Here is a 17,939-nt window from a genome sequence, read left to right as displayed (position 1 = left end):
GTGAGCAATGATCCGGGTATGAACGCTTTTGAGGGGGCGGTGGGCTGCGGGGAGCAGCTTCGCCAGGCGCGCCAGGCGGCTGGCCTGTCGCTGGAGGAAGTGGCGGGGCGGCTGCACATGCCGGTGCAGGTGGTTGCCGCGCTGGAGCAGGAACATTGGGAGCGCCTGGGCGCGCCGGTGTTCGTGCGTGGCCAGCTGCGCAGCTATGCGCGGCTGCTGGGCGTCAACCTGGACGGGCTGCTGCAGCAGGCGCGGATCGCGCCGGTCGAGCCGCCCAAGCTGGTCAGCCATACGCATACCCCGCGCGTGCGCCGGGCTGCCGAGAGCCTCGGTCGCCGGGCGGTGTACGTGGTGATCACCGCGGTGCTGGCGGTGCCGGTCTGGTACGCCTTCCAGAGCAAGTTCGGCGATGCGCCGCCCAGTACCGCGTCGCTGGACGTGGTGCCGGACCCGGCGTCGGTGGCCGCTGCCGGTAGCGCCGGCAGCGACGAAGCGGCGGCACGCCCGCAGCAGGAGCGGGCGCCCTACATCGCATCGATGGCGCCCCTCGCGCGGCAGGCGGCGGAGCCGCAGGCGCTGGCGTCGACGGGCATGAGCCTGGAGTTCCGCGGCGACAGCTGGGTCGAGGTCTCCGCGCCGGATGGTTCCATCGTCGAGAAGGCGCTGATCCGCGCCGGCGAGAAGCGCAGTTACAGTCCCGGTCAGGTCGGCCGCATGAAAGTAGGCAACGCCTCGGAAGTGGACTTCCGCCAGAGCGGCGGCAATGTCGACCTGGCGCCGTTTACAAGCGGTAATAATGTGGCCCGCTTTACGGTATCCTCTGACGGCTCCGTGGCGCCGGTTTCGCACTGAAACAAGCGCAGATCAAAACATCAAGGCTCCCCCGGCAGGAGTGGAGCGAGAGTTACGCATGGCGATTGACGACCTGCTCGACGAGCATGAACAAGGCGAACGTGTCCGCACCTGGCTGCGCCAGAACGGCGCTGGGATCATTGGCGGGGTGGTGCTTGCGCTGGCCTTGATCATGGGCTGGAAGTGGTGGCAGAACGACCAGGTGGGCAAGCTGGCGCAGGCCAACAGCCGCTATGACGCGGTCAGCCGCAGCCTGCAGTCCAAGAACCTGGACGAGGCCGCCAAGGAAGTGGCGGCGCTGGAAGGCAGCAAGGCCGGCATCTATGCCGACCTCGCCGCGCTGGAGCTGGCCAAGGCGCAGGTCGAGGCGGGCAAGAACGACGATGCGATCAAGACCCTGCGCGGGTTGAAGGTCGAAGGCGAGTTCAAGCTGCTGATCGACCAGCGCATTGCCCGCCTGCTGATCGAAACCGGCAAGGCGGCCGAAGCACAGGCCCTGCTTGGCAAAGCCGATGACAGCGCCAGCCTGGAGATCCGCGGTGACGCGCTGGTGGCGCAGGACAAGCGCGAGCAGGCGCGCGAGCTGTACGCGCAGTCGCTGGCCAAGCTCGACGTCGCCGCGCCGCAGCGTCGCCTGCTCGAAATCAAGCTGATGGACGCCGGCGGTACCGTGGCCGACCCTGCGGCGGAGAAGAACTGATGAAACTCAAGCATGTGGCGGGCATCGCGCTGGTCGCGGTGGCGCTGAGCGGTTGCTCGACGGTCAAGGGCTGGTTCGCGGGCAAGGATGCCGAGGCCAAGAAGGCGCTGGAGCCGGCCGAACTGGTCAAGTTCGAGCCCACGCTCAAGGTCAACCGCATCTGGTCGGCCAACGTCGGCAAGGGTGAAGGCCGCATCGGCGTGCGCCAGGCACCGGCCGTGGCCGATGGCCGCGTCTACGCCGCGGCGGTCGAAGGCGGCGTGCATGCGCTCGACCTGCAGACCGGCAAGCAGGTGTGGGAATACACGCCCGCCAAGGAAAAGAAGAAGGCCAAGCTGCGCCTGTCCGGTGGTCCGGGCGTGGGCGAGGGGCTGGTGGTCATCGGCACGCTGGACGGCCAGGTGATCGCGCTGGACGCGTCCAACGGCAGCGAAAAGTGGCGCGCGCGCGTCCCCGGCGAGATCATCGCCGCCCCGGCGGTCGCGCAGGGGCTGGTGTTCGTGCGCAGCAACGACGGCCGCACCACCGCGCTGGATGCCGGCAGCGGCGAACGGCGCTGGTTCAATGCGCAGGAGCTGCCCTCGCTGACCGTGCGCGGCAACGCGCCGGTAGTGGCGGGCCCGGGCGTGCTGTTCATCGGCAACGACGATGGCACCCTGGCGGCGCTGGCCATGCAGGACGGCCGCCCGCTGTGGGAGCAGACCATCGGCACCCCGGAAGGGCGTACCGAACTGGAGCGCATGGCTGATGTCGACGGCGCCCCGGTGCTGGAAGGCAACAACCTGTACGTGACCAGCTTCAAGAACCAGACCCTGGCGATCGAAGGCCCGAGCGGGCGTCCGCTGTGGTCGCGCGACCATGGCGGCGGTGGCGGCCTGGCCGTCTCCTCCGGCCACGTGGTGGTCACCGACGGCAAGGGTACGGTCTACGGCCTGGACAAGACCTCGGGCGCGGCGATGTGGTCGCAGCAGGCGCTGGCGCGGCGCTCGGTGACCGGCCCGGCGATCCAGGGCGATTACGTCGTGGTCGCCGATTACAAGGGATACCTGCACTGGCTGCAGATGGGCGATGGTGCCCTGGCGGCCCGTGAAAAGAGCGGGGGCGACCCCGTGGTCGCGCAACCCATCGTCGCCGAAGGCGTGCTGCTGGTGCAGAACGTGGACGGCAAGCTGACCGCCTGGCGGTTGGCGAACTAAGGAGTCCAAGCGATGCTGCCTTTGGTCGCCCTGGTTGGACGGCCGAATGTCGGCAAGTCGACCATCTTCAATGCCCTGACGCGCACGCGTGACGCCTTGGTCCACGACCAGCCCGGCGTCACCCGCGACCGCAACTACGGCGTGTGCCGGCTCGACGAGGACAACCCGTTCCTGATCGTCGACACCGGCGGCATCGCCGAGGAAGAGGAGGGCCTGGCCGGCGCCACCGCGCGGCAGGCGCGCGCCGCCGCCGCCGAGGCGGACCTGATCCTGTTCGTGGTCGATGCCCGCGATGGCACCTCGGCGCTGGACGACGAGATTCTGGCGTGGCTGCGCAAGCTGTCGCGGCCCACGCTGCTGCTGATCAACAAGATCGACGGCACCGACGAGCAGGACGTGCGCTCGGAATTCGCGCGCTACGGCTTCGGCGAGATGCTGACGGTCTCGGCCGCGCACCGCCAGGGCCTGGACGACCTGCTCGAGGAGATCGTCGAGCGCCTGCCGGAAGAGGGCACGACCGAGACTTTGGACGACGACCCGGCACGGGTCCGCATCGCCTTCGTCGGCCGCCCCAATGTCGGCAAATCGACGTTGGTGAACCGCCTGCTGGGCGAGGAGCGCATGATCGCCTCCGACGTGCCCGGCACCACCCGCGATTCGATTTCCGTGGATCTCGAGCGTGACGGACGCCTGTACCGGCTGATCGATACCGCGGGCCTGCGCCGCAAATCGCGCGTGGACGAAGTGGTCGAGAAGTTCTCGGTGGTCAAGACCCTGCGCTCGATCGAGGAGTGCCAGGTCGCGGTGCTGATGCTCGATGCCAGCGAAGGCGTCACCGACCAGGACGCCAGCGTGCTGGGCGCGGTGCTCGATGCCGGGCGCGCGCTGGTGATCGCGATCAACAAGTGGGACGGGCTGACCGACTACCAGCGCGAACAGGCCGAAACCCTGCTGTCGCTCAAGCTCGGCTTCGTGCCCTGGGCCGAGGTGGTGCGGATCTCCGCCAAGCACGGTTCGGGCCTGCGCGAGCTGTTCCGCGCGGTGCACCGCGCGCATGCCTCGGCCACCCACGAATTCAGCACCAGCGAAGTGAACAAGGCGCTGGAAATCGCCTACGAGAGCAACCCGCCGCCGAGCATCCGCGGCCATGTCTCCAAGCTGCGCTACGTACACCCGGGCGGCACCAACCCGCCGACCTTCATCGTGCACGGCACGCGCCTGAAGGAGCTGCCGGACTCGTACAAGCGCTACCTGGAGAACTTCTTCCGCAAGCGTTTCAAGCTGGTGGGCACGCCGGTGACGTTCCTGTTCCGCGAGGGCGCCAACCCCTACGAGGGCAAGAAGAACGTGCTGACCGAGCGCCAGGTCAAGGCCAAGCGGCGGCTGATGAAGCACGTTAAAGGCAGGAAGTGATCACGCAGGGGCGGCCGCAGGGCCGCCCTTTTCGTTTGGTAATTCCCCTCACTTCTGGACCAAAAGTGGGGAGAGTTTTGTGATTGGGATTTCGCGTAGAAGCTTGTATAGCAGGGTTTGCAGGTCTTCGTTGCGGTGATTGAAGCGGTAGCAAACCTCGCCCAGATAGAGGTGGAAGTATTTGCTGGGCACGCCACGGTACGGATACAGCCAGTTCTTGGCGTAGCTCCAGAAGCCCTCAATGCCGTTGATATGGTCACGCCCGACCGGTCGCCCCTTCTCCTTGCGGATGACCACATGGTCTCCGCGCAGTTTCAGGGTGGCGTAGGCCTGCCACTGGTCGGTGTAGTAGAGCGAGCCCTCGCGGGTGTGAGCGTCGATCTGCTGCATGACCGCCTTACGATCATGGGTGGCGATCGGCATCGCCTTGACCTGACCGTTGCGCTTGATGATCCCGAACACGATCACCTTGCCCAGGGCGCCCCAGCCGCGCGGGCCGTGGCGAGCACCTCCGAAGGTGGTTTCGTCGCATTCCAAGGCGCCGGTGAATGGCTCTCGCCACTACTCGGCATGTGCACAACAGGCTCGCAGTAGCCGGTACATCTTCTCGGCCGTGTTGGCCCCGCAGACTGACCGGAAACGCTGCCGATAGACCGGCACACCAAGCACGAAGCGCTCGATCAACTGGCGCTTCTGGGCATCGCTGAGCCACAGGCTATCCCACGCTGCCAGCGCGTCTCGCTGACGGCGACCGCAGGACCGGCACTTGTACCGGCCGTCGGCCAAGGCCCAGAACCGGGCACGTCCACAGGCAGTGCATTTGCGCATGAGAACCAGCCTAAGCTGGTCCAGAACCTAGGGGAATTACCTTTCGTTTGTGCCCTGCCGATGGCGGAATGAATCCCGGCGCGCGCCGGAGCCATGGCCGATAATCGCGCCATGAGCATCCGCGAGCTGACCCCGCAACAGGCCCGTGCCCGCCAACTGGCCGGCGCGGTGATGATCGACGTGCGCGAAGCGCACGAGCGCGCCGCCGGCATGGCCGAAGGCGCGCACGGGGTTGCCGCTGGCGAACTGCTGGCGGCGCCCGCCAGCGCCCTGCCGTCGCCGCAACAGGACATCATCCTGATCTGCCAGAGCGGCAGGCGTTCGCTGGATGCGGCGGTGGCCTTGCAGACGGCCGGCTACACGCAGCTGGCGTCGGTTGCCGGCGGAACGCTCGCGTGGCGGGCGGCGGGCCTGCCGCTGGTGCAGCCGCTGCTCGACGCGGGCGAACGCGACTTCTACGACCGCTATTCGCGGCACCTGCTGCTGCCGCAGGTGGGCGAGGCCGGGCAGCGGCGCCTGCAGCGCGCCCGCGTGCTGGTGGTCGGTGCCGGTGGGCTGGGCGCGCCGGCCGCGTTCTACCTGGCCGCGGCCGGGGTGGGGCGGCTGCGCATCGTCGACGACGACGTGGTCGAGCGCAGCAACCTGCAGCGCCAGATCATCCACACCGATGCCGCCATCGGCAGCGCCAAGGTGGAGTCGGCGCGCGCGCGGCTGCTGGCGTTGAATCCTTACATCGAGGTGGAGGCGATCGCGCAGCGGGTGACGTCGGCCAATGTCGACGCGTTGATGGAGGGCGTGGACGTGGTGCTGGACGGTTCGGACAACTTCCCGCTGCGCTACCTGCTCAACGACGCCTGCATCAAGCACGCGCGGCCACTGGTGTACGCCGCCATCGAGCGTTTCGACGGCCAGGTCGGGGTGTTCGATGCCGGCCGCCGGCGTGGCCAGGCGCCGTGCTACCGCTGCCTGTTTCCGGAGCCGCCGCCGCCCGCATTCGCGCCCAACTGCGCCCAGGCCGGGGTGCTCGGCGTGCTGCCGGGGCTGGCCGGGGTGATCCAGGCCACCGAAGTGCTCAAGCTGCTGCTGGAGATCGGCCAGCCCCTGGCCGGGCGGCTGCTGCGCTTCGACGCGCTGGGCATGCGCTTCCGCGAGACCCGGGTGCCGGCCGATCCGGACTGCGCGCTGTGCGCGCCGGGCCATGCGTTCCCGGGGTACGCCGATTACGCCGCATTCTGCGCCGATCGCGGGTGAGCGCGGGCGGGCCGCCGTGCGGGATGTCGCGCCGCGCCGAATCGGGGACAATAGCCGGCCCGTCCCCGCCTCCACGCCCATGACCCTGCCTGCCGACGCCTCCGCGGCCACTGCCCGCATCCTCGATGGCCGCCGCATCGCCGAAGAACTGCTCGACGACCTGAAGCTGCGCGTGGACGCGCGGATCGCGGCCGGGCGCTCGCGGCCGGGGCTGGCGGTGGTGCTGGTCGGCGGCGACCCGGCTTCGGCGGTGTACGTGCGCAACAAGCGTCGTGCCGCGCAGAAGGTCGGCATCGAGGCGTTCGACCATGACCTGCCCGAGGGCACGACCGAGGCGCAGCTGCTGGAGCTGATCGACCGGCTCAACGCCGACCCCAAGATCCACGGCATCCTGATCCAGCTGCCGCTGCCGGGCATCGCCGACGCCAACCGGCTGATCCAGCGCATCGACCCGCGCAAGGACGTGGACGGCTTCCATCCGCAGAACGTGGGGCACCTGGCGCTGCGCGAGTTCGGCCTGCGCCCGTGCACGCCGCGCGGCATCATCACCCTGCTGGCGCATACCGACCAGCCGGTGCGCGGCCGCAATGCCACCATCGTCGGGGTCAGCAATCACGTCGGCCGCCCGATGGGGCTGGAACTGCTGATTGCCGGCTGCACCGTCACCAGCTGCCACAAGTTCACCCCGCGCGAGGAGCTGGAGCGGGCGGTGCGCAACGCCGACATCCTGGTGGTGGCGGTGGGCATCCCGCAACTGGTGCCGGGCGAGTGGGTCAAGCCGGGGGCGGTGGTGATCGACGTCGGCATCAACCGCATGGACGATGGCCGCCTGGTCGGCGACGTCGGGTTCGAAGCGGCGTCGCGTCGCGCCAGCTGGATCACCCCGGTGCCGGGCGGCGTCGGCCCGATGACGGTGGCCACGCTCATGCAGAACACCATCGAGGCGGCCGACGCGGCCGGCTGAACGGCCACCGGCGGCGGCCATCGCCCTGCCGGTTCATACCGGTGCCTGCCGCGCGGGCGCAGGCCGGCCGTGGCCGCGGCCCTGAACCATCGGTGCCGGCGCGACACTGCGTCGCACCGGCCCCCTGCCATCGGCGCCCGAACAAGGGTAAAATGACGCGCTTCCCCACATCTCGGGTATGCCGATGCTGCGCATCCAGGCTGAAGCACTGACCTACGACGACGTCTCGCTCGTCCCCGCCCACTCCACGATCCTGCCCAAGGATGTCGACCTCGGCACGCGCCTGACCCGCGACCTGCGGCTGCGGCTGCCGATTGTCTCGGCGGCCATGGATACGGTCACCGAGGCGCGCCTGGCCATCGCCATGGCCCAGCTCGGCGGCATCGGCATCATCCACAAAAACCTGCCGCTGGAGCAGCAGGCGGCCGAAGTGGCCAAGGTCAAGAAATTCGAATCCGGGGTGATCCGCGACCCGATCACGGTCGGCCCCGAGACCAGCATCCGCGAAGTGCTGGCGCTGACCCGCGCTCACAACATCTCCGGCGTGCCGGTGGTGGGCAGCGACGGCCTGCTGGCCGGCATCGTCACCCACCGCGACATGCGCTTCGAGACCGAACTGGACGACCCGGTCCGCCACATCATGACCAAGAAGGACCGGCTGGTCACGGTGAAGGAGGGCGCGGCCTCGGACGAGGTGCTGTCGCTGCTGCACAAGAACCGCATCGAGAAGGTGCTGGTGGTCAACGACGCGTTCGAACTGCGCGGCCTGATCACGGTCAAGGACATCCAGAAGAAGACCGACAACCCCAACGCGGCCAAGGACGCGGCCACGCGCCTGCTGGTCGGTGCCGCGGTCGGCGTCGGTGGCGACACCGACCGCCGGGTCGAGGCGCTGGTCGCCGCCGGGGTGGACGTGCTGGTGGTGGATACCGCCCACGGCCACTCGCAGGGCGTGCTGGATCGCGTGCGCTGGGTCAAGAAGCACTTCCCGCAGGTACAGGTCGTCGGCGGCAACATCTGCACCGGCGAGGCGGCGCTGGCGCTGCTGGACTGCGGTGCGGACGCGGTCAAGGTCGGCATCGGCCCGGGCTCGATCTGCACCACGCGCGTGGTCGCCGGCGTCGGCGTGCCGCAGGTCACCGCGATCGATCTGGTCGCCGAGGCGCTGCAGGACCGCATCCCGCTGATCGCCGACGGCGGCATCCGCTATTCCGGCGACATCGGTAAGGCGCTGGCCGCCGGCGCGTCGACGGTGATGATCGGCGGCCTGCTGGCCGGCACCGAGGAATCGCCGGGCGAGACCGAGCTGTTCCAGGGTCGCTCCTACAAGAGCTACCGCGGCATGGGTTCGCTGGCGGCGATGGAGAAAGGCTCCAAGGACCGTTATTTCCAGGACGCGGCCACCGCCGACAAGCTGGTGCCGGAAGGCATCGAGGGCCGCGTGCCGTACCGTGGCCCGGTCGGCGGCATCATCCACCAGCTGGTCGGTGGCCTGCGCGCGACCATGGGCTACGTGGGCTGCGGCACCATCGAGGAGATGCGCAGCAAGCCGAAGTTCGTGAAGATCAGCGGCGCCGGCCAGCGCGAGAGCCACGTCCACGACGTGCAGATCACCAAGGAACCGCCGAACTACCGCGCCTGACGCGGAACGAGCGAAGAGGAACGAGGACCGCTGTCCCGTTCCTCTTTCTCTATACGCCGCCGGCATCCGCATCGCCCCGTTTTCCGACTCATCGTTCCAGGCCCCATGACCAACATCCACAACGACAAGATCCTCATCCTCGATTTCGGCGCGCAGTACACCCAGCTGATCGCGCGTCGCATCCGCGAGTTCGGCGTGTATTGCGAAATCTGGGCCTGGGACCACGATCCGGCCGAGATCGCCGCGTTCGGCGCCAAGGGCATCATCCTGTCCGGTGGCCCGGAATCGACCACGCAGGACGGCGCGCCGGCCGCGCCGCAGGAAGTGTTCGACAGCGGCCTGCCGCTGCTGGGCATCTGCTACGGCCTGCAGACCATGGCCAAGCAGCTGGGTGGTGGCACCGAGGCCGCCGACCAGCGCGAGTTCGGCCATGCCGAAGTGAAGCTGCTGGGCCACGACGGCCTGCTCGGCGGGCTGTCCGACCATAACGGCGAACCGCGCCTGGATGTGTGGATGAGCCATGGCGACCACGTCACCCACGTGCCGCCGGGCTTCGTCATCACCGCGGTGACCGACCGCATCCCGGTGGCGGCGATGGCCAACGAGGAAAAGCGCTGGTACGGCGTGCAGTTCCACCCGGAAGTGACCCACACCAGGCAGGGTTCGGCGCTGCTCAAGCGTTTCGTCACCGGCATCTGCGGCTGCGCCACGCTGTGGACCGCGGCCAACATCATCGACGACCAGATCGCCCGCGTGCGCGAGCAGGTCGGCAGCGACGAGGTGATCCTCGGCCTGTCCGGCGGCGTCGATTCGTCGGTGGTCGCCGCGCTGCTGCACAAGGCCATCGGCCCGCAGCTGACCTGCGTGTTCGTCGACACCGGCCTGCTGCGCTTCCAGGAAGGCGACCAGGTCATGCGCATGATGGCCGAGAACATGGGCGTGAAGGTGGTGCGGGTGAACGCCGCCGACCGCTATTTCAAGGCGCTCGAAGGGGTCAGCGACCCGGAAGCCAAGCGCAAGATCATCGGCAACCTGTTCGTCGAGATCTTCGACGAGGAATCGGCCAAGCTGAAGAACGCCAAGTGGCTGGCGCAGGGCACGATCTACCCCGACGTGATCGAGTCGGCCGGCAGCAAGACCGGCAAGGCGCACGTGATCAAGAGCCACCACAACGTGGGCGGCCTGCCGGAAGACATGAAGCTCAAGCTGGTCGAGCCGCTGCGCGAGCTGTTCAAGGACGAAGTGCGCCGCCTCGGCGTCGAGCTCGGCCTGCCGCGCGCCATGGTCTACCGCCACCCGTTCCCGGGCCCGGGCCTGGGCGTGCGCATCCTCGGCGAAGTGAAGCGCGAGTACGCCGAGCTGCTGGCCAGGGCCGATGCGATCTTCATCGAGGAACTGCGTGCGGCCGACCTGTACGACAGGACCTCGCAGGCGTTCGCGGTGTTCCTGCCGGTGAAGTCGGTCGGCGTGGTCGGCGATGCACGCGCCTACGAATGGGTGATCGCGCTGCGTGCGGTGGAAACCATCGACTTCATGACCGCGCACTGGGCGCACCTGCCGTACGACTTCCTCGGCCGCGTGTCCAACCGCATCATCAACGAACTGCGCGGCGTCTCGCGCGTGGTCTATGACATCTCCGGCAAGCCGCCGGCGACGATCGAGTGGGAGTGACGGGCACTGGCTGGCAATGTCTAGCAACGGCAGGCATTTCGGCTGAGGGTAAAAGAACTTTCCGCTAAGCGATAGACTGTATGTAAACACAGTATTGCAAGGACGCGGAACATGCCTCATGTGGCGGCCAGGACGGCCAGCCGGGATCGGGATACTGGTCGTTACCAGAGCCACCGACCCGAGCAAACCCTTCTCTATCAGATCGTTGACGAGTATTACCCGGCATTCGCTGCGCTTATGGCAGAGCAGGGAAAGGAATTGCCGGGCTATGTGCAACGGGAATTTGAAGAATTTCTCCAATGCGGGCGGCTGGAGCATGGCTTTCTACGGGTTCGCTGCGAGTCTTGCCACGCCGAGCACCTGGTCGCTTTCAGCTGTAAGCGTCGCGGTTTCTGCCCGAGCTGTGGGGCGCGGCGGATGGCCGAAAGTGCCGCCTTGCTGGTTGATGAAGTACTGCCTGAACAACCCATGCGTCAGTGGGTGTTGAGCTTCCCGTTTCAGCTGCGTTTCCTGTTTGCCAGCCGGCCCGAGATCATGGGGTGGGTGCTGGGCATCGTTTACCGCGTCATTGCCACGCACCTGGTCAAGAAAGCGGGCCATACCCACCAAGTGGCCAAGACGGGCGCGGTCACCCTGATCCAGCGTTTTGGATCGGCGCTCAATCTGAATGTTCACTTCCACATGCTGTTTCTCGACGGTGTGTATGTCGAGCAATCCCACGGCTCAGCGCGTTTCCGCTGGGTCAAGGCGCCGACCAGCCCAGAGCTCACCCAGCTGACGCACACCATCGCCCACCGGGTGGGTCGCTATCTGGAACGGCAAGGCCTGCTGGAACGGGATGTCGAAAACAGCTATCTGGCCTCGGATGCGGTGGATGACGACCCGATGACACCCCTGCTGGGGCACTCGATCACTTACCGTATCGCTGTCGGTTCACAGGCGGGGCGAAAGGTGTTCACTTTGCAAACTCTGCCGACCAGTGGTGATCCGTTCGGTGACGGGATTGGCAAGGTAGCCGGGTCCAGCCTGCACGCCGGCGTGGCGGCCAGGGCCGATGAACGCAAGAAGCTCGAACGGCTGTGCCGGTACATCAGCCGCCCGGCGGTATCCGAGAAGCGGCTGTCGTTAACACGAGGCGGCAACGTGCGCTACCAGCTCAAGACGCCGTACCGGGACGGCACCACGCACGTCATTTTCGAACCATTGGATTTCATTGCAAGGCTGGCCGCCCTGGTACCGAAGCCCAGAGTCAACCTAACCCGCTTCCACGGGGTGTTCGCACCCAACAGTCGGCACCGGGCGTTGGTCACGCCGGCAAAACGGGGCAGGGGCAACAAGGTCAGGGTGGCTGATGAACCGGCAACACCAGCACAACGGCGAGCGTCGATGACATGGGCGCAACGGCTCAAGCGTGTTTTCAATATCGACATCGAGACCTGCAGCGGCTGCGGCGGCGCCATGAAAGTCATCGCCTGCATTGAAGACCCTATAGTGATCAAGCAGATCCTTGATCACCTGAAGCACAAAGCCGAAACCAGCGGGACCAGGGCGTTACCCGAAAGCCGGGCGCCACCGGCTGAGCTGCTCCTGGGTCTGTTTGACTGACGAGCCTGAAGGCCAACGATACCAATCAAAATGCTGCGTTCACAGCGCCGCGGCAGGGATCCGCCGTGCTGGTTGTCGGAAAAGGAGCCGCTAGTGGGAAAGAGGAGGGTAAATTTTCAGCGTTGCTGGCTCCCCGTCAGCCGGATTGGGTTGCATCGCAGGGGTGTCGAAAGAGTCAACTGCGGTCCAAAGCTGTTGGACTTGGGTGAAAAGGGCGTTTATTCTTCCTATACGTGAAACCGAAGACCATTCATGTTGTTGCTCAGGTCGCAGACGTTTTGCAGCAGCAGTCGCTTCACGTTCGCTCGCGTATCGGTGATTCATTCTGCTAACCAGTAAGGCAACCCCGCCAGCCTAGCCGGGTCCTCAACGACAGGAGCACGATCATGCGCACCCGTGGCCAGGACCCAACGCTGCCCGAGATGCGCCGCGTGCGGCTGCTGGAGATGGCGGACGCGATGGATATGTTCTGCCAAGGGTTGGTTTGCGCATTCACAGTTCTCCGCAAGAATTGATTGGCTCCAATTCTTGGAGTGGTGAATCCGTTAGCGAGGTGCCGCCGGCTTCCATTCAGGTCGAGGTGGCCCGGCTCCATGCACCGCGACGCAACGCGGGGAGGCAGACAAGGTATAGGGCGGCGCCTACAATCCATGCCAACCCGTTCCATGTGCTCGCCGAGGCGGCATAAATCGCCGTGAAGATCAGCGGTCCAATGATCGAAGTTAGGCTGGTAAGAGCCGCGAGCGATCCTTGAAGCTGTCCCTGATGGTCGTCATCTACCTGCCTGGACAGCATGGCCTGCAACGCGGGCATCCCGATGCCGCCGGAAGCGAGAAGAATCATAATGGGGAAGGCCATCCAGCCTCGCGTCGCGAACGCCAGCAAGACGTAGCCCAGCGCGTCGGCCGCCATGCCGGCGATAATGGCCTGCTTCTCGCCGAAACGTTTGGTGGCGGGACCAGTGACGAAGGCTTGAGCGAGGGCGTGCAAGATTCCGAATACCGCAAGCGACAGGCCGATCATCGTCGCGCTCCAGCGAAAGCGGTCCTCGCCGAAAATGACCCAGAGCGCTGCCGGCACCTGTCCTACGAGTTGCATGATAAAGAAGACAGTCATAAGTGCGGCGACGATAGTCATGCCCCGCGCCCACCGGAAGGAGCTGACTGGGTTGAAGGCTCTCAAGGGCATCGGTCGACGCTCTCCCTTATGCGACTCCTGCATTAGGAAGCAGCCCAGTAGTAGGTTGAGGCCGTTGAGCACCGCCGCCGCAAGGAATGGTGCATGCAAGGAGATGGCGCCCAACAGTCCCCCGGCCACGGGGCCTGCCACCATACCCACGCCGAAACAAGCGCTCATGAGCCCGAAGTGGCGAGCCCGATCTTCCCCATCGGTGATGTCGGCGATATAGGCGCCAGCAACCGCACCTGTGGCGCCGGTGATGCCGGCCACGATGCGTCCGGCGTAGAGGATCCACAGGACGGGTGTGGTCGCCATGATCGCGTAGTCGATAGTGGCTCCAAGTAGCGAAGCGAGCAGGACTGGGCGGCGGCCAAAGCGGTCGGACAGTGCTCCGAGAACGGGTGCGCATAGAAATTGCATCAACGCATATAGCGCTAGCAGCACGCCATAGTGACTGGCGATGCTGTCGGAATGGACGATATCCCGCAAGAGGCCCGGCAGTACCGGCATAACCAAGCCTATGCCTACAGCATCCAGGGTGACGGTGCCGAGGATGACGATGAGCGCATTGTTAGATTTCATACACGGTGCCTGACTGCGTTAGCAATTTAACTGTGATAAACTACCGCATTAAAGCTTATCGATGATAAGCTGTCAAACATGAGAATTCGCGAATGAACAAGCTCCAACGCGAGGCCGTGATCCGAACCGCGCTCGAACTGCTTAACGACGTGGGCATGGAAGGTCTAACGACGCGCCGACTGGCTGAGCGCCTCGGGGTGCAACAGCCAGCGCTCTACTGGCATTTCAAGAACAAGCGTGCGTTGCTCGACGCACTTGCCGAAGCCATGCTGACGATAAATCACACGCATTCGACGCCAAGGGATGACGACGACTGGCGTTCGTTCCTGAAGGGCAATGCATGCAGTTTTCGACGGGCGTTGCTCGCTTATCGCGATGGCGCGCGTATTCATGCCGGGACGCGGCCAGCCGCGCCGCAGATGGAAAAAGCCGACGCGCAGCTTCGCTTCCTTTGCGATGCTGGCTTTTCGGCAGGTGACGCGACCTATGCGTTGATGGCAATCAGCTACTTCACCGTCGGCGCTGTTCTTGAGCAGCAAGCTAGCGAGGCAGACGCCGAGGAGCGGGGCGAAGATCAGTTGACCACCTCAGCGTCTACGATGCCGGCGCGCCTACAGAGCGCGATGAAAATCGTCTACGAAGGCGGTCCGGACGCGGCATTCGAGCGAGGCCTGGCTCTCATCATCGGCGGTCTTGAACGGAGTGCTTGCGCAATCTCGCTCCTTTAGGGGCGAGTCAAGCAAGTGGTTTCTACTCTTTTCTTTGCTTCAACGCTTGTGATGTCTTCATGGCTTTTTCGCTGGGCGGTTCGTTCTGGTTGTTGATGTACTCCCGAACAACATCGAGGGCAACCCCTCCGCAAGAAACCACACAGTAGCTTGGCGACCAGAAATGGTTGCCCCAAAGCATTGTTTTTACCCTGTCCCAATACTCTCGCCGGATCATGTAAGACGATTTACCTTTTAACTTGCTGACTAAATTTGAGATTGCCAATTTTGGATGTACGGACACCATCATATGGATGTGATCGTCCTCTCCACCAAACTCCAGTAGCTCACAATCCATCTGCTCACAAGTCTCTTTCATTATTGCCTCAGTCCGTTCAAGCATTTCTTTGGTAAAAACACCACGACGATACTTTGTAACAAAGACTAGATGAACGTTGTTTTTAAAAATGCAGCTTCTACCTGTTCTCCAATCGTACATTATAACCACATGCTAGATTGACAAAGTTTAAGTAAGTGTAATAATTTCAGGTGTAAATAGCAAATAAACGGACATCATGTTAACTGGCATCAAGCTACGCGCTAACCCGACATCTCACCAAAAACTGATCTTGAGTCAGTGGATGGGGTGCGCTCGTAGTATCTGGAATGCCAAGGTAGAAGAAGAGCGTTATTACCGAACCTATGCCCGTAAATATTGCACCATCGGAACTTACGCGCCCATCGACCAGACCACTTCACAATTCAAATCCAAAGAGCTTTCTCCGTGGCTAAGTGAATGCCCTAGTCAAATCTTGCGTAATAGCGCGGTTAACTGGTATCAAACTTATCAGAAATTCATGAGCGGGAAATGCGGCAGGCCAAAGCGAAAACCTAAAACGGACAAAGGAAGCATTTATCTTACCCGTGAAGTGTTCCGTTTCGACCATTGCGATGACGGCAACGTGCGCCTGTTTATTGGGACAAAGACAAGGGTTTTGTGTGCTTGTTTACAATCGAGTGGGAGTGACGGGCACTGGCTGGCAATGTCTAGCAACGGCAGGCATTTCGGCTGAGGGTAAAAGAACTTTCCGCTAAGCGATAGACTGTATGTAAACACAGTATTGCAAGGACGCGGAACATGCCTCATGTGGCGGCCAGGACGGCCAGCCGGGATCGGGATACTGGTCGTTACCAGAGCCACCGACCCGAGCAAACCCTTCTCTATCAGATCGTTGACGAGTATTACCCGGCATTCGCTGCGCTTATGGCAGAGCAGGGAAAGGAATTGCCGGGCTATGTGCAACGGGAATTTGAAGAATTTCTCCAATGCGGGCGGCTGGAGCATGGCTTTCTACGGGTTCGCTGCGAGTCTTGCCACGCCGAGCACCTGGTCGCTTTCAGCTGTAAGCGTCGCGGTTTCTGCCCGAGCTGTGGGGCGCGGCGGATGGCCGAAAGTGCCGCCTTGCTGGTTGATGAAGTACTGCCTGAACAACCCATGCGTCAGTGGGTGTTGAGCTTCCCGTTTCAGCTGCGTTTCCTGTTTGGGGTCGTTTGCGGGAAGGGGCGGAATCCTACGCTAAGGCTTTGGCCAGCGATATTCTCCGGTGAGATTGATGTGTTCCCAGGGGATAGGAGAAGTCGCTTGATATCTAGTATGACGTCTGTCGCACCTGCTTGATCGCGGCCGCGATAGCTAGATCGCGTTGCTCCTCTTCTCCATCCGCGTTCCAAGCTGCGGAAAGGCACCCATAAGCGTACGCCTGGTCGAGCAGGCGACGCGGATCGACGTCCAGCGCACGAGAGAATGCGTCCGCCATCTGTGCAATGCGTCTAGGATCGAGACAAAGGTCGTCTCTGTCAGCCGGATCGTAGAACATATTGGCGGCGCCAAAGCCCACTTCACCGACCAGACCGACGGGATCTATCACCAGCCAGCCGCGACTGGAGAACATGATGTTTTCATGATGCAGATCGCCATGTAGCCCACGCAGTTCCGAGGCATTGCTCATCATTTGATCGGCTATAATCGCCGCGTGGACGTAGTCAGTTTGACAACCTGCGTTTTGATCATCGCGCGCCCGCTGAAACAAAGCTGCAAAGCGATCCCGGATCGGGAGAAGGGCAGAAGGCAGGGGTTCCTCAGATGCGGCATACAGCTTCGCCATTAGTTCCGCTGCAATTTCGGTCGCCTGGTAGTCGCCGTGCTCGGCAACGATGTGAGAGAGCATTCGCTCCCCGGCATATTCGAGCAACATCAGATTGTTCTCACGACCGAGCAACCGGACTGCTCCCCTCCCATTGCGCCATACCAGATAGTCGGCCCCGCGCAGTTCATCAGCAATGTCTTCTATAGGTTTCAATCCCTTGACGATTGCAGGAGTCCCGTCTGGCAATGAAACTTTCCAAACGAGGCTGGAAAAGGTGTCCGCAATGAGAACAGGTTGCGAAACGTGCCAATGAGCAGGAAAAACAGGCGGCATGAACATCAACCCCAAGTCAGAGGGTCCAATCGCAGATAGAAGGCAAGGCGTTCGCGGTCGGGGGCTTCGATCCCCAATACATTGAATAGGACAGCGAAGGCGCGCTCTGCTTCATCTGGCGCTGCCCAGTTCTCTTCGGCGTTAGCAATCATGAGTGCCAAATCGGCATAGCGATCTGCTGTTCCGAGCCGCCCAAGGTCGATCAGACCCGTGCATTGAAGAGTTTTAGGGTCCACCATGAAGTTCGGCATGCAGGGATCACCATGGCAAACAACCATATCGGTGCGCTCTTGGTCGAGCCGCACCGGTAGCTCTCGTTCGACACGAGCCAAAAGATCGAGCTGCGGCGTACTCTTGTCCTCGTCCGGTAAGAAGTCGGGATTGACGGCATTGCGGGACACCACATCAACGGCGCGTCCGAACATTCGCGACAGCCTGCGCTCAAACGGACATTGATCAACCGATAGGCTGTGAACAGCGCCAAGTTGCTGCCCCATTGACGGCCACGCTTTGAGCAAATCCGCTCCAGACAGATCAGCCGCCGGTACTCCCGGAATTGCCGTTATCACCAAGCATGCACCCTCCTGTTCCTCCTGCCAGTTGATGACCTCGGGGCAAGCCACACCTCGACCTTTGAGCCAAATGAGGCGGTCACGCTCTCCAGCGAGCTCACCGCGGCGGGAAGCAGGTGCGATTTTCGCGAAGGCATGCCCGTCACCACGTCGAAAAACAAAATCACCAGATTCTCCGCCTCTGACAGGCAACCAGTCAGAATGCGATTCACCAAAAAAAATATTAGTTCGATTCAATGGAGGTTCCTTCAGTTTTCTGATGAAGCGCGAATATAGAGAAATATCCCGAATGTGCAG

Annotated in this window: 16 protein-coding genes and 2 pseudogenes; 13 read left to right on the top strand and 5 right to left on the bottom strand. The window is 63.5% G+C overall.

The window, feature by feature from the left end:
• The 4 genes from ACJ7VY_RS09345 to der are packed head-to-tail and all read left to right on the top strand — an operon-like array spanning window position 1 to window position 4,161.
• Window positions 1-852 (top strand): helix-turn-helix domain-containing protein, encoded by an 852-nt coding sequence (locus ACJ7VY_RS09345; RefSeq protein WP_409475480.1) that lies wholly within the window; start codon window positions 1-3, stop codon window positions 850-852.
• 58 nt (window positions 853-910) lie between these two features.
• Complete coding sequence (locus tag ACJ7VY_RS09340; RefSeq protein WP_104938967.1) at window positions 911-1,552, top strand: YfgM family protein; 642 nt, start codon at window positions 911-913, stop codon at window positions 1,550-1,552.
• Window positions 1,552-2,748, top strand: a complete 1,197-nt coding sequence (bamB, locus tag ACJ7VY_RS09335; protein ID WP_313248505.1) for an outer membrane protein assembly factor BamB — start codon at window positions 1,552-1,554, stop codon at window positions 2,746-2,748. The genes ACJ7VY_RS09340 and bamB overlap by 1 nt, the downstream gene beginning before the upstream one ends.
• Before the next feature lie 12 nt (window positions 2,749-2,760).
• Complete coding sequence (der, locus tag ACJ7VY_RS09330) at window positions 2,761-4,161, top strand: ribosome biogenesis GTPase Der (RefSeq protein WP_104938965.1); 1,401 nt, start codon at window positions 2,761-2,763, stop codon at window positions 4,159-4,161.
• Window positions 4,162-4,209: 48 nt separating this feature from the next.
• On the opposite strand, the gene ACJ7VY_RS09325 is transcribed toward der, so the two are convergent.
• Complete coding sequence (locus ACJ7VY_RS09325) at window positions 4,210-4,698, bottom strand: IS1595 family transposase (protein WP_409475479.1); 489 nt, start codon at window positions 4,696-4,698, stop codon at window positions 4,210-4,212.
• Between the two features lie 402 nt (window positions 4,699-5,100).
• On the opposite strand from ACJ7VY_RS09325, the gene moeB reads away from it, so the two are divergent.
• The 6 genes and pseudogenes from moeB to ACJ7VY_RS09295 all read left to right on the top strand — a co-directional run.
• Entirely contained in the window at window positions 5,101-6,240 is a 1,140-nt protein-coding gene (gene moeB, locus ACJ7VY_RS09320; RefSeq protein WP_409476803.1) for a molybdopterin-synthase adenylyltransferase MoeB, read from the top strand.
• A 79-nt stretch (window positions 6,241-6,319) separates the two neighbouring features.
• On the top strand, window positions 6,320-7,204 hold the full coding sequence (folD, locus tag ACJ7VY_RS09315) for a bifunctional methylenetetrahydrofolate dehydrogenase/methenyltetrahydrofolate cyclohydrolase FolD (RefSeq protein WP_104938963.1): 885 nt from the start codon (window positions 6,320-6,322) through the stop codon (window positions 7,202-7,204).
• 184 nt (window positions 7,205-7,388) lie between these two features.
• Entirely contained in the window at window positions 7,389-8,846 is a 1,458-nt protein-coding gene (guaB, locus tag ACJ7VY_RS09310) for an IMP dehydrogenase (RefSeq protein ID WP_104940209.1), read from the top strand.
• A gap of 105 nt (window positions 8,847-8,951) precedes the next feature.
• A complete protein-coding gene (guaA, locus tag ACJ7VY_RS09305; protein ID WP_409475478.1) occupies window positions 8,952-10,517 on the top strand; it encodes a glutamine-hydrolyzing GMP synthase in 1,566 nt (521 codons plus the stop codon).
• A 111-nt stretch (window positions 10,518-10,628) separates the two neighbouring features.
• Window positions 10,629-12,122 carry an IS91-like element ISVsa3 family transposase gene (locus ACJ7VY_RS09300; RefSeq protein WP_001120888.1) on the top strand — a complete coding sequence of 498 codons (1,494 nt, stop codon included), beginning with the start codon at window positions 10,629-10,631 and terminating at the stop codon, window positions 12,120-12,122.
• A 389-nt stretch (window positions 12,123-12,511) separates the two neighbouring features.
• Window positions 12,512-12,601 (top strand): annotated as a pseudogene (locus tag ACJ7VY_RS09295) (type VI secretion protein); the annotation flags it as partial.
• Window positions 12,602-12,692: 91 nt separating this feature from the next.
• Here ACJ7VY_RS09295 and tet(C) read toward each other — a convergent pair.
• Entirely contained in the window at window positions 12,693-13,883 is a 1,191-nt protein-coding gene (gene tet(C), locus ACJ7VY_RS09290; protein ID WP_000841446.1) for a tetracycline efflux MFS transporter Tet(C), read from the bottom strand.
• Window positions 13,884-13,975: 92 nt separating this feature from the next.
• Between tet(C) and tetR(C) the strand changes: the two genes are divergently transcribed.
• Window positions 13,976-14,611, top strand: coding sequence for a tetracycline resistance transcriptional repressor TetR(C) (gene tetR(C) / locus ACJ7VY_RS09285; protein WP_009873364.1), 636 nt, complete (start codon window positions 13,976-13,978; stop codon window positions 14,609-14,611).
• Window positions 14,612-14,633: 22 nt separating this feature from the next.
• Here tetR(C) and tnpA read toward each other — a convergent pair whose 3' ends face one another.
• The gene (tnpA, locus tag ACJ7VY_RS09280) at window positions 14,634-15,089 is read right to left on the bottom strand and encodes an IS200/IS605 family transposase (RefSeq protein WP_009873365.1); all 456 of its coding nucleotides are present in this window, start codon (window positions 15,087-15,089) and stop codon (window positions 14,634-14,636) included.
• A 76-nt stretch (window positions 15,090-15,165) separates the two neighbouring features.
• Between tnpA and ACJ7VY_RS09275 the strand changes: the two genes are divergently transcribed.
• On the top strand, window positions 15,166-15,663 hold the full coding sequence (locus ACJ7VY_RS09275) for a helix-turn-helix domain-containing protein (protein ID WP_261263886.1): 498 nt from the start codon (window positions 15,166-15,168) through the stop codon (window positions 15,661-15,663).
• Window positions 15,664-15,728: 65 nt separating this feature from the next.
• Window positions 15,729-16,133, top strand: a pseudogene (locus tag ACJ7VY_RS09270) (IS91 family transposase); the annotation flags it as partial.
• A gap of 106 nt (window positions 16,134-16,239) precedes the next feature.
• Here the strand turns inward: ACJ7VY_RS09270 and ACJ7VY_RS09265 are convergent.
• On the bottom strand, window positions 16,240-17,076 hold the full coding sequence (locus ACJ7VY_RS09265; protein WP_000480968.1) for an aminoglycoside O-phosphotransferase APH(6)-Id: 837 nt from the start codon (window positions 17,074-17,076) through the stop codon (window positions 16,240-16,242).
• Window positions 17,076-17,879 (bottom strand): aminoglycoside O-phosphotransferase APH(3'')-Ib, encoded by an 804-nt coding sequence (aph(3'')-Ib, locus tag ACJ7VY_RS09260; RefSeq protein WP_001082319.1) that lies wholly within the window; start codon window positions 17,877-17,879, stop codon window positions 17,076-17,078. The genes ACJ7VY_RS09265 and aph(3'')-Ib overlap by 1 nt, the downstream gene beginning before the upstream one ends.
• Window positions 17,880-17,939 lie beyond the last annotated feature (60 nt).

Origin of the sequence: Stenotrophomonas sp. Y-13, assembly GCF_046267925.1 — a bacterium.
In the GTDB taxonomy this organism is placed as follows: domain Bacteria; phylum Pseudomonadota; class Gammaproteobacteria; order Xanthomonadales; family Xanthomonadaceae; genus Stenotrophomonas; species Stenotrophomonas acidaminiphila_A.
Note: the sequence above shows the minus strand (reverse complement) of the source record. Positions and strands in the feature narration are given on the sequence as shown.

Bases quoted from the DNA above. Each gene is read 5' to 3' on its own strand.
- der (WP_104938965.1), top strand. From the start codon at position 2,761: ATGCTGCCTTTGGTCGCCCTGGTTGGACGGCCGAATGTCGGCAAGTCG.
- bamB (WP_313248505.1), top strand. From the start codon at position 1,552: ATGAAACTCAAGCATGTGGCGGGCATCGCGCTGGTCGCGGTGGCGCTG.
- ACJ7VY_RS09265 (WP_000480968.1), bottom strand. From the start codon at position 17,076: ATGTTCATGCCGCCTGTTTTTCCTGCTCATTGGCACGTTTCGCAACCT.
- ACJ7VY_RS09300 (WP_001120888.1), top strand. From the start codon at position 10,629: ATGCCTCATGTGGCGGCCAGGACGGCCAGCCGGGATCGGGATACTGGT.
- ACJ7VY_RS09340 (WP_104938967.1), top strand. From the start codon at position 911: ATGGCGATTGACGACCTGCTCGACGAGCATGAACAAGGCGAACGTGTC.
- guaA (WP_409475478.1), top strand. From the start codon at position 8,952: ATGACCAACATCCACAACGACAAGATCCTCATCCTCGATTTCGGCGCG.
- ACJ7VY_RS09275 (WP_261263886.1), top strand. From the start codon at position 15,166: ATGTTAACTGGCATCAAGCTACGCGCTAACCCGACATCTCACCAAAAA.
- folD (WP_104938963.1), top strand. From the start codon at position 6,320: ATGACCCTGCCTGCCGACGCCTCCGCGGCCACTGCCCGCATCCTCGAT.
- tnpA (WP_009873365.1), bottom strand. From the start codon at position 15,089: ATGTACGATTGGAGAACAGGTAGAAGCTGCATTTTTAAAAACAACGTT.
- moeB (WP_409476803.1), top strand. From the start codon at position 5,101: ATGAGCATCCGCGAGCTGACCCCGCAACAGGCCCGTGCCCGCCAACTG.
- guaB (WP_104940209.1), top strand. From the start codon at position 7,389: ATGCTGCGCATCCAGGCTGAAGCACTGACCTACGACGACGTCTCGCTC.